We start from the raw sequence: 12005 nt of genomic DNA, 5'->3' as shown, positions 1-12005 counted from the left end.
TTACCTTTAGGGTTCGTTATGTTTGTTCAAATGATTTGGTGTTCTTTGAGAGCGTGATAAAGAATTCCAATTGTTACTTTGAGAATGGATAAAACTGGTATTGCGAGTAACATTCCAAAGATCCCGAAAAAATTTCCCCCGACAGCAATTCCAATTAGTATAGCAAGAGGATGGAGAGAAACCGCATTGGCAATGACTACTGGTTGTACGATTGCATTGTCTACTAGTTGTGCTACGACCACAACAGAAGCAATGGATCCAATTGATGGCGACATTTCAGGAAAAAGAATAGAAAACAAAATGGGTGGAACTGCCCCCACAAGTGGTCCTAGGTAAGGGATTGAATTCGCAACACCTAAAAATACCCCAAAGAGAATGAAAAATTTAACTCCAACAAGATAAAAACCAATGGAAGCTACGATTGCCATAATTCCGCACTGGATGACTAAACTTTTTAAGTAACTAGTAATCTGTTGGTTCATTCGATAAAAAACCATAAGGAACATTTCGAAAAAACGATTAGGAATAAAACTAATAACAGTTTTATAGATTAGGTTTGCATCTAACAATAAAAAGAAACTAATGATGGGAATGATGATCATCCAGCTAATAAATGTGGGGATCATCACAACCAGACTTCTTAAAAATTCTTCTAAGTTGGATGTTGCCATTTTAGCAACTTCTTCAGGATGAATGATTTTTTTCCATAATTCAGGGTTTTGCGAGACTACAGGGAGTTTATTAAAATCTAATAATTGAAAATTCGGATCATCCATTTTGACCGACCATTCTGAAACAATGGGTTGTGCTTTTTCAAAAAGATTTGGTAGATAAAATGCCAAAAACCAGTAAGCAGCTGCGATCAAAAAGGTGAAGATTACAATGATTGTAATCGCTCTATGAACTCCCCTTGATTCAAAATAGTCAACAATTCCATGAAAGATGTAAAAATGGATTCCTGAAATTAAAAGTGGAATCGCTAAGAATTTTACACCAACAACTCCAATTAATACGGTAAGTGCGATAAGGCCGAAAAAAGCACTACGTAATATAAAAGAGGATATATTAAATTCTTTTAGATTCATTTTGTTTTATTTTTTTTGCTTTTGAAGTAAGCAGCTTCTAGTGTATCGTTTGTTTTACGGAGTCTGTCTGCAATGATTGATGCAAAACTAAGGAGTAAATCATTTCCCACTCTTGGTTTTGTTTCTAATAACGTTTTTAATTCTGGTTGAAAAAAACCGAGTAAAATAGAATCAACCAATGCTACCGCTGTGGCTGACCTTGGAAAATCTTGAAATAGTGCCAGTTCTCCAAAAAAAGCACCTTTCTCCAGTTCGGCGAGTTTTAAAGTCACTCCTTCCCTTTCAGAGAAGATTTCCACCTTTCCTTGTAAGATGAGATACACTCCCGTTCCGGCTTGGCCTTGATAAAAAATAGTTTCACCTGCATAATACTTACGTTTGTGAATGAGCCTTGCAACTTCTCGTAATGTCCGACGAGACATTCCTTCAAAGATAGCTGTTTCACGTAAAAAATGTGAAATCTCCGTAATCGGGTTTTCATCGCGTTTGAGAATGGATTTCCAAAGGGGAAGTTGCATAGGGCCTCTTCTATATAAATCGGATAGACGGGGTCAAGAATTGATAAAACTTGATCCGTATGGGCCAAGCTTTTTACGTTGCGGGAACAGGGACAGACGTCGGAAAAACTTTTTTCTCCTGCCTCTTTATGGCCAAATACGCAGAAACTTATGGTTTTCGTTATTGGAAACCCATCCAAACTGGGGCAACTAGTGCCGGTGATACGGAACTGGTGCAGAAAACGACGAATCTACCGGATCCCTACTTTCTAAAACCTGTTTATGAATTCCAGACACCGGCAAGTCCACATTATGCCTCCAAACAAGACGGGAAAACTTTAGACCCAAAATTCCTTCTAACGGCACTTGCGAAAGAAAGAAAAACCAATACCCTTATCGAAGGGGCAGGTGGAGTTTTTGTGCCTTGGACAGATGACTACTTGACCATCAAAGGAATTGGGGAAAGTAATCTTCCTGTTGTAGTGATTGGATCCACTGAACTCGGAACCATTAATCATACCTTGCTGACTTTGGATGCGCTTACAAGTCGGTTTGTTGCTGTCCTTGGTTTTTATTTAGTGGGTCCAGAAAATTCCTTACAAACCGATAATGCGGAAACGATACAGAGGTTAGGTGGGGCACCTTGTTTAGGTGTTACTAATTTCCCGAAACAAAAATTATCACCGATAGAATTTATTTCTTTTGCAAACCATCAGTTTGATCCCAATCGAAATGTCATTGATACTTTACTCAATCCAGATGATGAAATATAATCCGCTCCAAACTTTTACATGGGTTCCTTTGACAATCCAAGAAGAAGGGGAATCCTTAATTGACATCGTCAAAGCCGAAGATGAGTTCGTGATAGATTCCGAAGGAAACCGGTGGATTGATGCCATTGCTAGTTGGTGGACAATTATATTTGGTCATCGCCATCCTAAGTTAGTGTCCGCACTCAAAACACAAATCGATGAATTAGATCATGTCATGCTTGCGGGCCACATCCATCCTGCCGCAGAAGCATTATCTAAATCTTTGTTAGAACTTACTCATTTTGACTTTCAAAAGGTATTTTATTCGGATAACGGATCCAATGCGATAGAAATTGCTTTGAAATTATCAATCCAATACTATAGAAACCATCCTGATTTGAAACCAAGATCGGAGTTTCTAGTGTTTTCCAATTCTTACCATGGTGATAGCATTGGAGCCATGAATGTTTCAGGCAAAAATTATTTTAATCGAATTTTTTCTGATCTTAGATTCCCCACAAAAGAATTTCCTGCTCCCAATTGTATGAATTGTCCTTGGGGAAAAAATGTGAGCAGTTGTTCTACTGAATGTTTAAACGATTTAGAGCTTAGCATCAAACAAAATGAATATGCGGGCATTGTCATTGAACCCTTGGTTTTTGGTGCCAATGGAATGTTGTTTTATGATAAAAAGGTGTTAGTTAAACTAAGGCAACTGGCAACGCAAACCAATACGCTTCTTATTTTTGATGAAGTATTTACGGGAATGGGTCGGCTTGGAGAGTTTTTTGCATACCAAGTAGCAGGGGTGAAACCAGATCTTTTGGTGATGGCAAAAGGACTAACAGGCGGAATGTTACCTCTAGGCGCCACCTTGGTTTCTGAATTCATTTACCAACAATTTTTATCAAAAGATCCTTACCATGCTTTTTTTCATGCTCATACTATGACTGGAAATCCAATGGCATGTAGCGTTGGTTATGCGTCTGTAAAACTTTTACAAGAAGATGGAAAAACTCTTGTTAAAAAACTCGAAAGTTCTTTACAAAAACGAATAGAACCTTTCCAAAAAAAATTAGGAAAACGAATCCAAAATGTTCGAGTGTTTGGCGGAATCTTTGCTTTTGAATACAAAGAAACCATTGCAGAAGATGAATACCTAAATCCTATAGGGAAACAGATTCGCGAAAAAATGAGAGAATTTCATGTTCTTTTGCGCCCACTCGGTCGAACCATCTATATCACTCCACCCTATACCATTTCAGAGAAATCCCTGGATCATATTTTTTTGGCGTTGGAAGAAACCCTTCTTAGTTTTGCCCATTCAGATTGAGACTAAATATACGAAGAGATTTTCTTCGTTTACACAGGTTGGCGTCACAAAGAATCTGTTCTCATGATTGCAGAAGTCCAAGAAAAAACAGTTTCCTCCTCACCTTCCTTAATTACGGAAGTGGAAGCCCTTGAAATCCTAGAAGGAAAAGTCCCTTTGCTTTCGGTTGTTGCTCGTGCCTCGGAAGAAAGAAATCGTTACTATACCAATCGTGTTCGCATTCATATATTAGATAATATCAAAAATGGCTACTGCCCTGAAGACTGTGGTTACTGTGCACAAAGAAAGGGTGGAGATTCAGGAATTCAAGAGTATTCATTAAAGTCTCCGGAAGAAATTTGGGAAGATGCAAAACGAGCCAAAGATAATGGTGCTTACCGTTTTTGTATGGTGACTTCTGGACGTGGTCCTACTGACAATGCAGTTGATCGATTGGCTGAGACCATCTCTAAAATCAACGGCGAACTTGGGATGAAGGTTTGTTTGTCTGCGGGAATTTTGGATGCAAAAAAAGCTAGGACTTTAAAAGACGCTGGCCTTGACCGCTACAATCATAACCTCAATACATCTGAATCTAAATACAACGAAATTTGTTCCACCCATACTTTTAAAGACCGGCTAACAACGCTAGAAGCGGCAAAAGAAGCTGATATCGGCCTTTGCTCTGGGATTATTGTTGGGATGGGAGAAGAACTAAAGGATCTGGTTCAAGTTGCTTTTGAACTCAAACGGTTGGGAGTGATATCGATCCCTGTTAACTTTTTTATTCCTATCAAAGGACATGCCATCCAGAAGTCCTCACTCACTCCTGAATTTTGTATTCGGGTGTTATCTATGTTTCGATTGGTCAATCCTGATTCAGAAATTCGTATTGGCGCCGGAAGAGAAGGACATTTGGGTTCTTTACAATCTATGGCACTTTTTGTAGCCAATTCATTGTTTGCTGAAGGATACTTAAATGTAAAAGGCAGTGAGATGGCCCAAACGATGAACTTGATTCGTGATTGTTCTATGGTTCCTGAATTTACAGAAGGGATACCAGAAGGATGGGATGAGTACGAGTCACAGTTCCTTTACGACGAGAAAAATTTTCCAGAACTCTATAAACATAAAAAGTAGTTTGCCTTTTTTACTTTTGGCGGTAGTATGCTCCTACTTTACCGCCTCTAGTGAGAAACATGCGAAAACCTTCTTTACCATTTCGAAAACAGATGAGTTATGCGATCGGCCAATTGGGTTGGTCCACTCTTATCAATATCATTGGCCTCCACCAAGTTTATTTTTATCTTCCTCCCGCACCCAAACCAGGACAGGAATGTTTCCCTGATCTAATTGAAAAGATGGCCTTTTGGGGACTGTCCACCATTGGTGTTGTGGCTGCTCTTGGTCGTTTGTGGGATGCTTTTACTGACCCTATCATTGCCAATTCCTCGGATCGGATTACTTCAAGGTTTGGACGTCGGATTCCCTTTCTTTTTCTTGGAGGAGTGCCTGCAGCCGTTTTCTGTTGGTTGATTTTTGTTCCCCCACACAACTATATATCTTCCACCAACTTGGTTTGGATGACCGGTTGTATGCTCTTATTTTATTTATTTTTAACAGTGTATGTCACACCATTCTTTGCTCTTATCCCGGAACTGGGGCATACTCCAGAAGAGAGGTTGAATCTTTCTACCTATATTTCCGTGACATATGCTTTGGGGATCATTGTCGCTTCGACAGAACCAATGATTGCCAATGTTTTAAAATCCTCTTTTGTTTTTGATGGGGACAGTGCCCTTCAAACTTTGGTGTCCCGTCAGTATGCTCTGGGAATCCTTTGTACGTTTGCGGCTCTCTGTATGTACTTTCCCGTATTTTCCATTCACGAAAAAACATATTGTGAATCGGAAGCATCCAGTGTTCCTTTCAAAGAGGCCATCCTTCTTACATTCAAAAATAAGAATTTTCTATACTTCGCTTTGTCGGATCTCTGTTATTTTTTAGCATTGACCATACTCACCACAGGGATTTCTTATTATGTAACAGTCCTTCTAGAGCTGGAACGTGAATTTGTCACACAACTCCTCACTGTGATGTTACTGGTTTCGTTTGCTTTTTATCCTGTGGTCAACTGGATCGCAAGAAGGATCGGAAAGAAAAAAACCGTCTTATTTGGATTCTATATCTTTCTTCTACTATTTCTTTCTATTTATTTTGTCGGAAAAGATTCTTTGCCTTTATCACCGCATATTCAAGGTTATTTGATCGTTGCCATCGCTGCAGTTCCCATAGCAATTCTTGGGATCTTACCGAATGCGATTCTTGCTGATATCGCTGAACTTGATTCATTAAAAACAGGTTCTAAGCGAGAGGGACTCTTTTATGCGGGAAGAACCTTTATGCAAAAGTTAGGTCAAACTTTGGCGGTTCTTATTTTTAGCACAGTAATTCTTTTGGGGCTCGATCGAGAAACAAAGAAAAATGCATCACCACATGTCACAGGGATCATTGCTCCTTCTGTCGCAGAACCTAAGTCAGAATTGAAAAAAAATCCAGGAGTCGAGGCAAAAATAAGTATGGAATCTACCGTTTGTAAAGTCGAAGAAGTAGAAGCGGGAGGGGAGCTTGGTGTTCGTTTGACAGGTCCTCTTGCTTCAGCATTCTGTCTACTCGCCATCTTTCTCTTTGGAAAATACAAGGAAGATGAAACTTTAGAAGAGATTGCAAAGATACGTGGTAATTAAATCCTGGTTTTTGGAGCTATTCAGATGAGATATCGCATTGAGACAACCAAGTTAAAGAACGGGTATATCGAAGCCAAACTCATCGAGACAACCACAAATAACCCGATTGAATTTCGGATTTGTGATACGGAAGAATATGCGCAGGCCCAAATCAAAGATTGGCAAAAGCGCTTCCGAATGAATGAACCGCAAGAACAGGACTAAATTCTTCCTCCGATGGGGCATGGCTTTTGCCCTTGTTTTGAGTGTTACTGACTGTAAATCTTCCTCAAAACGTGATTATTTCGATACCAGTTTCCAATGTTTTGCTGAGCCTGGGTGGCGAGACGATTCCAACTTTAAAAAGTATTTAGAGATCGCATGGTTTCCCATGCGTGTGTTATACGCACAAGAAAATTTTAAAGTCAAAAAAACGGATATTGTTTTTGCCGGTGATAGTTTGGTGCATTTGTTTTTGCCAGACTTGATGGCCAAAGAATTTCCTGGTCAGTCGGTCACCAATCGCGGGATTGGTGGTGATATGACAGAGACACTTCTTTCTCGCATCGATGAAGATGTTCTTGTCCTACATCCAGATACCATTGTAATCGAAATTGGTGGAAATGATTTTCGGGAAGGGAAGTGCCTGAGTTTGGTGCAAAACAATCTGATCTCCATCATTCAAAAAATTCATGCACAAAACAAAAATACGAAGATTATTCTCATCGCTGTTCCTCCAACAAGAGTGAAAGAACTCAACCAAATTGTCCCAGTATTTAATTTGTTTTTAAATCAAGTGGCTCGTACAACTAAAAATGTCGAATATGTAGAAGTTTGGGATATTATGAGAAATTCAGATCTTCCAACATTGAGAGAAGAGTTTTTCCGTCCGAATGGAGACATTCTTCATTTTAATGAAAAAGGATATGAACTCTGGGGTAAAAAACTAAGACCTTATTTAAAAAAGTAAAAATGAATTCACTACTTCTTATTTCTTGTTCTCCCATCTCCCCTTCTATTCTTTCTGAAACTCTTACCGATGTAATGTTAAGTGATTCCTATTCGCCTGCAAGTGATTCGAATGTTTACCACGCAGAACGTTTTGGATTACATTGTATGCGTATTTTACATAATCAATCATTCAATCGAGACAAAATTGTAACAGTTCGCAAGAAATTAGCCGAGCATCAGATTGATTTTTTATCTCTTGGTGCTTTGTTACCGAAACAGAAAGAGTCTCTTTTTGTTTTTGATATGGATTCTACTGTGATCAAAGAAGAGGTCATTGATGAGTTGGCAAGAAAACACGGAGTCTATGATGCCGTTGCCACTGTCACCAAACAAGCAATGGAAGGTGGGATGGGATTTGACGAAGCCTTACGGTTGCGCGTAAAACACCTTGCCGGACTTTCAAAAGAAAGTTTTAAAGAAGTATATGATCTTTTGACACTTAACGATGGAATGGAAAAAGTTTTTCAATTTGTTCCAGCCAATGGATCGAAACTCGGAATCCTAAGTGGCGGTTTTACTCCCGTATTAAAACTATTTTCTGAAAAATATCCCGTGAATTTTTATAGAGCCAATGGATTGGAAGAAGTAGGTGGCACCTTTACTGGTGAAATTTTTGGTGAGATCATCAATAGGGAAAAAAAAGAAATCTATCTAAAACAGTATGCAAAAGACCTTTCGATTCCTTTAGCACAAGTCGTTGCCGTAGGAGATGGAGCAAATGATGCACTCATGCTTGGAGCCGCAGGAATTGGGATCGGAATTCACGCAAAATCTGGATTAAAAGAAAAAATCACAAACTGGATTGAGTTTACTGATCTATCTGCCTTAGTCTTTCTCTTTGAGAATTCTTTTTAATTCATCCAAAATTGATAACGCTTCCATCGGTGGGATTTGATTTGGATCAATTTGTTTTAATCTTTTTAGAACCTTTTCTTCGTTTGGTGAAAGATTAGTTGTTTGGTTGTCCATTAAACTGGCAAACAAACTTGGTTCTTCGTTTTTGATTTTTATTTCTCTTTTTTTTGATTCGAGTCCCGAAAGAATTTCTTTCGCACGATCAGAAACGGTTTCGGGAATCCCTGCCAGTTTTGCTACATAAATTCCAAAGGATTGTTTTGATTTCCCCCGTTTGACTTTTTTAAGAAAAAGGATCTCTCCTTCTTTTTCAAACGTATCTAAATACAAATTAAAGATCCCATTTCCTTTTTCTAGTTCTGTCAGTTCATGGTAGTGGGTTGCAAAAATGGTTTTTGGTTTGGGAAACTTGGCGGATAAAAATTCTAAAATGGCCCAAGCAATAGACAATCCATCATAGGTGGAAGTCCCTCTACCTACTTCATCAAATAGAATGAGGCTGTTCTCTGAAAATTGGTTTAAGATGGTGGCTGTCTCTTTCATCTCTACAAAAAAAGTAGATTCCCCTTTTGTAAGGTTATCGCCAGAACCAATCCGAGTGAAAATTCGATCCACGACCGCAAGCGATGCTTTTTTTGCCGGAACATAAGAACCCATTTGGAATAGTATTTGGTTGATTGCAATTTGGCGCATAAACGTAGATTTACCGGCCATATTTGGACCGGTTAACACAGCAATAGCGTTATCTTTAGGGTTTAGTTCTAGGCTATTGGGTACAAAACGTTCGCCAATCGGTAAAAAAGTTTCTACAACAGGATGGCGGGATTCGGAATAGTTTAATATTCCATCGTTACGAATTTCGGGCCTTGTCCATTGGTATTCTTCTTTGGTTTCTGTGAGGGAAAGATGATAATCTAAAGAGGCAATTTCATTGGATAAAGTTAAAAACTCCTCATAAAGAGAGATACAATGTGCAACTAATTCTTCAAATTTTTCTTTTTCAATCCTTTCGATGATTTCATCTGCTTGTAGGATGGCCCGTTCTAACTCTTCTAATTCGGGAGAAGTGAACCTTTCTCCTGTAACAAGTGTTTGTTTTTTCAAAAAATGTTTGGGAACATCTTTCGCTTGGGCTTTAGAGATTTCAATAAAGTAACCAAGGATTTTGTTGTAACGAATTTTTAGAGAAGAAATGTTTGATGCTTTTTTTTCCTTCTCTTCCAATTCCAAAATCCAATCTTTTCCTTTTTCGCGTGCAAGGATAGCATCATCATATTCTTTATTGAATCCAGATTTAAGAAAAGGGGAGTTACCCAAAAAAACAGGAAGTTCTCCATCGTAAAGGGTATCGAAAAATAGTTTTGATAATGCATTCAGCTCTTTGGGTAATTTGGAAAAGTCATAACCAATTCCATCCAAAATGGATTTGATACTTGCTGTGGATTCTAAACTTTTTTCAATCCCGCGAAAGTCGCGAGGCAAAGCTTTCCCAACTCGAAACCTTGTAAGAACACGCTCTAAGTCGATCAGATCACCTAACAAATCTTTTATTTTTTGCCTTTCTTTTTTATTGGCAGAAAGAATGTCAATTTTATCCCAATGTGCTTTGATTTTGTTTTCATCTCGTGTTGGAAATAGTATCCTTTGTTTGAGATACCTTTTACCGGTAGCTGTGATACATCGATTGAGAACCCCAAACAACGTATGGTTTTTATCGTTGGGATTTTCAACGAGTTCTAAATGAGAAACGGTTTGTTCATCCAAAACCAAATATTCGTTTTCATCAATTCGTCTAGGCGATTTAAAAACAAAGTTTTGTTTGCGATAGTTATACTGAAGATAAGCATCGAGTACATGGACAACCGTGTCAATTCCTGCTCCTTTTTTTTTCGGAAGATAATCGGGAGGGATTTTGGAAAGGATGATTTTAGATTCTTTGGCTAAAGGAGGTATTTCCTCTGTATAAATGATTTCTTTTGGGGAAAATCGTTTGATGGTGTCGTTTATTCTTTCCGTTTCATTTTCTGAAAAAAAGAAATACAATAATTCGGAAGTGGAAACGTCAGCAAACGCTAAGTAGACGGAACTTTTTTCTCGGTAATACAAAGATAAATAATTGTTTTGGTATCCACCAAGAAGGTTATCTTCTACCACAGTTCCCGGTGTGATGATGCGAACCACTTCTCTCGACATAATTTTGGCTTTGGGATCATCGGGTTTTGTTTGTTCACAAACAACGACTTTTTTACCAGCTGCAATGAGTCTTGAAATATAACTTTCGGTTGCATGATATGGAATCCCCGCCATCGGAATTTGGTTTTGGCGTTTGGTGAGGGTGATGTCTAAAATTTGAGCCGCTATTTTAGCATCTTCTAAAAACATTTCATAAAAATCGCCCATACGAAAGAATACTATTCCATCAGGATGTTGTTCTTTCACCTCCATATACTGGCGCATAACAGGAGTATTCAATGCTTCATAGTGTTCGGACATTTTGTACCAAGGTTTTTATTTTATTTGGATCTTTGATTCCGTCGGTTTCTACTCCGCTGGCCACATCAATCCCATAAGGGTGAACTGTTTCCAAGGCAGATTTAACATTATCAGGAGTGATACCACCAGCGAGTAAAAAAGGTCGTTTTACGGATGTTACATATTCCCAAGGGAAAGTATGTCCTGTCCCACCACCCAAATTTTTCTGAAAACTATCTAAAATCACTAAATTTGATTTAGGTTCCAGGTCTTCTTCATTTGTGACCTTCGTTTGGATGCGAATGGCAGGTAATAACTTTTTGGTTTCTGTAAATTCATTCCAAATTTGAGAAGTTACATACGCATCACCCCGGATGAGTTGGATGAGGTCCGGTTGGAAACGATTTGTTAACGTTTCGATTTCCGTAAGTTTGTTTTCAAAAAACAAAAATACAAGTTTGGGAAATCCTGATTTTTTTCTTAACTTGAGAAGGTATTCCGCCGTATCGGCATTGATGGCACGGGGGGAACGCGGAGAAAAGTTGAGTCCAACAAAATCGACCTGCAGGTCCACACAAAGTTCCAATGTGGTCAGGTCTTTGATTCCGCAGATTTTAATTTTGTATCTGGTTCCCATATGGGAACCAGATTGAATCAACTCAGATCAGAGGCAATCGATCCTTTGTACCCAAAGTGTAAAAATTTAAGGAAACTATCCTGATAGACCAACATATCCTGTTTGGAAATTCCTTGGCGGACCATCTGCACAAAGATATTGAGAAAAAAGGAAAGGATGTTGCGGACAACAAACTCACTCACTTCCCCTTTGTAACTTGGATTTTTTTCTTTAAAATTGCTATACTGGTCAAAGTTGATTTTGGTAAGACGAGTGAGAACCGTATCTGGAAATTCTTCTAAATGAGAACCTTGTGATTTTGTTAAGAGAAGAATAAAATCATCTCGATTTGCATCAACATAATCAAGGGCAATATGAAATCTCTCTTGCCATGCCTCATAACTGTCGTTAAATCTTTTTTCGAAATAATCTGGATGAGATACATAAGCAAAGGCTTTTTCCATTCCCGAAAGGACAGGCTGTAGTATCTCTGTTAGAAGGTGTTCTTTGTTTTCAAAGTAATTGTAGATATTACTCGTGGATACCTTTGCTTTTTTCGCAATGGTTCGCATACTAGCCTTCTCAAAACCGAGTTGGATGAATTCCTCTCGAGCCGCTTGTAAGATTTCTTTTCGTGTGTGTTCTTTTGGAGTTTGCATGGTCCTGAACGATGTTTCCT

Annotated in this window: 12 protein-coding genes; 7 read left to right on the top strand and 5 right to left on the bottom strand. The window is 38.6% G+C overall.

The genetic code is table 11. The features are described from left to right. Positions 1-26: 26 nt before the first annotated feature. The gene (locus tag CLV96_RS06940) at positions 27-1085 is read right to left on the bottom strand and encodes an AI-2E family transporter (RefSeq protein WP_004787604.1); all 1059 of its coding nucleotides are present in this window, start codon (positions 1083-1085) and stop codon (positions 27-29) included. Beyond that, positions 1082-1603 (bottom strand): cyclic nucleotide-binding domain-containing protein, encoded by a 522-nt coding sequence (locus CLV96_RS06935; RefSeq protein ID WP_002975024.1) that lies wholly within the window; start codon positions 1601-1603, stop codon positions 1082-1084. The genes CLV96_RS06940 and CLV96_RS06935 overlap by 4 nt, the downstream gene beginning before the upstream one ends. Positions 1604-1662: 59 nt before the next feature. Between CLV96_RS06935 and bioD the strand changes: the two genes are divergently transcribed. From bioD to serB, 7 genes are all read left to right on the top strand, one after another. Further along, positions 1663-2355: a dethiobiotin synthase gene (bioD, locus tag CLV96_RS06930; protein WP_020775920.1), complete on the top strand. Its 693-nt coding sequence runs from the start codon at positions 1663-1665 to the stop codon at positions 2353-2355. Then, on the top strand, positions 2345-3667 hold the full coding sequence (bioA, locus tag CLV96_RS06925; protein ID WP_004787205.1) for an adenosylmethionine--8-amino-7-oxononanoate transaminase: 1323 nt from the start codon (positions 2345-2347) through the stop codon (positions 3665-3667). Before bioD ends, bioA begins: the two co-directional genes overlap by 11 nt. A 63-nt stretch (positions 3668-3730) precedes the next feature. Continuing rightward, a complete protein-coding gene (gene bioB, locus CLV96_RS06920; RefSeq protein ID WP_004784351.1) occupies positions 3731-4786 on the top strand; it encodes a biotin synthase BioB in 1056 nt (351 codons plus the stop codon). A 92-nt stretch (positions 4787-4878) separates the two neighbouring features. Then, positions 4879-6393 (top strand): MFS transporter, encoded by a 1515-nt coding sequence (locus CLV96_RS06915; RefSeq protein ID WP_004785473.1) that lies wholly within the window; start codon positions 4879-4881, stop codon positions 6391-6393. A gap of 24 nt (positions 6394-6417) precedes the next feature. Then, positions 6418-6597 carry a hypothetical protein gene (locus CLV96_RS06910; RefSeq protein WP_002975048.1) on the top strand — a complete coding sequence of 60 codons (180 nt, stop codon included), beginning with the start codon at positions 6418-6420 and terminating at the stop codon, positions 6595-6597. A 19-nt stretch (positions 6598-6616) separates the two neighbouring features. Continuing rightward, the gene (locus CLV96_RS06905; protein ID WP_004786881.1) at positions 6617-7342 is read left to right on the top strand and encodes a GDSL-type esterase/lipase family protein; all 726 of its coding nucleotides are present in this window, start codon (positions 6617-6619) and stop codon (positions 7340-7342) included. Between the two features lie 2 nt (positions 7343-7344). Beyond that, positions 7345-8238 (top strand): phosphoserine phosphatase SerB, encoded by an 894-nt coding sequence (gene serB, locus CLV96_RS06900; protein ID WP_004785441.1) that lies wholly within the window; start codon positions 7345-7347, stop codon positions 8236-8238. Here serB and mutS read toward each other — a convergent pair. The 3 genes from mutS to CLV96_RS06885 are packed head-to-tail and all read right to left on the bottom strand — an operon-like array spanning position 8209 to position 11985. Next, positions 8209-10731, bottom strand: coding sequence for a DNA mismatch repair protein MutS (gene mutS, locus CLV96_RS06895; protein ID WP_004787629.1), 2523 nt, complete (start codon positions 10729-10731; stop codon positions 8209-8211). The two genes, serB and mutS, sit on opposite strands and share 30 nt — an antisense overlap. After that, positions 10715-11347 carry a phosphoribosylanthranilate isomerase gene (locus CLV96_RS06890; RefSeq protein WP_004784703.1) on the bottom strand — a complete coding sequence of 211 codons (633 nt, stop codon included), beginning with the start codon at positions 11345-11347 and terminating at the stop codon, positions 10715-10717. The genes mutS and CLV96_RS06890 overlap by 17 nt, the downstream gene beginning before the upstream one ends. Positions 11348-11364: 17 nt before the next feature. After that, positions 11365-11985 carry a TetR/AcrR family transcriptional regulator gene (locus CLV96_RS06885; RefSeq protein WP_004787555.1) on the bottom strand — a complete coding sequence of 207 codons (621 nt, stop codon included), beginning with the start codon at positions 11983-11985 and terminating at the stop codon, positions 11365-11367. Between the last annotated feature and the right edge of the window lie 20 nt (positions 11986-12005).

It is taken from the genome of Leptospira meyeri, assembly GCF_004368965.1.
GTDB classification, from domain to species: domain Bacteria; phylum Spirochaetota; class Leptospiria; order Leptospirales; family Leptospiraceae; genus Leptospira_A; species Leptospira_A meyeri.
The sequence above is the reverse complement of the archived record's forward strand: the minus strand, read 5'-3'. Positions and strand labels throughout refer to the sequence as shown.

What these genes read in the sequence shown, in the direction of transcription:
- CLV96_RS06940 (WP_004787604.1), bottom strand. Translation starts at nt 1,085, where the DNA reads ATGAATCTAAAAGAATTTAATATATCCTCTTTTATATTACGTAGTGCT.
- CLV96_RS06935 (WP_002975024.1), bottom strand. Translation starts at nt 1,603, where the DNA reads ATGCAACTTCCCCTTTGGAAATCCATTCTCAAACGCGATGAAAACCCG.
- bioD (WP_020775920.1), top strand. Translation starts at nt 1,663, where the DNA reads ATGGGCCAAGCTTTTTACGTTGCGGGAACAGGGACAGACGTCGGAAAA.
- bioA (WP_004787205.1), top strand. Translation starts at nt 2,345, where the DNA reads ATGAAATATAATCCGCTCCAAACTTTTACATGGGTTCCTTTGACAATC.
- bioB (WP_004784351.1), top strand. Translation starts at nt 3,731, where the DNA reads ATGATTGCAGAAGTCCAAGAAAAAACAGTTTCCTCCTCACCTTCCTTA.
- CLV96_RS06915 (WP_004785473.1), top strand. Translation starts at nt 4,879, where the DNA reads ATGAGTTATGCGATCGGCCAATTGGGTTGGTCCACTCTTATCAATATC.
- CLV96_RS06910 (WP_002975048.1), top strand. Translation starts at nt 6,418, where the DNA reads ATGAGATATCGCATTGAGACAACCAAGTTAAAGAACGGGTATATCGAA.
- CLV96_RS06905 (WP_004786881.1), top strand. Translation starts at nt 6,617, where the DNA reads ATGGCTTTTGCCCTTGTTTTGAGTGTTACTGACTGTAAATCTTCCTCA.
- serB (WP_004785441.1), top strand. Translation starts at nt 7,345, where the DNA reads ATGAATTCACTACTTCTTATTTCTTGTTCTCCCATCTCCCCTTCTATT.
- mutS (WP_004787629.1), bottom strand. Translation starts at nt 10,731, where the DNA reads ATGTCCGAACACTATGAAGCATTGAATACTCCTGTTATGCGCCAGTAT.
- CLV96_RS06890 (WP_004784703.1), bottom strand. Translation starts at nt 11,347, where the DNA reads ATGGGAACCAGATACAAAATTAAAATCTGCGGAATCAAAGACCTGACC.
- CLV96_RS06885 (WP_004787555.1), bottom strand. Translation starts at nt 11,985, where the DNA reads ATGCAAACTCCAAAAGAACACACACGAAAAGAAATCTTACAAGCGGCT.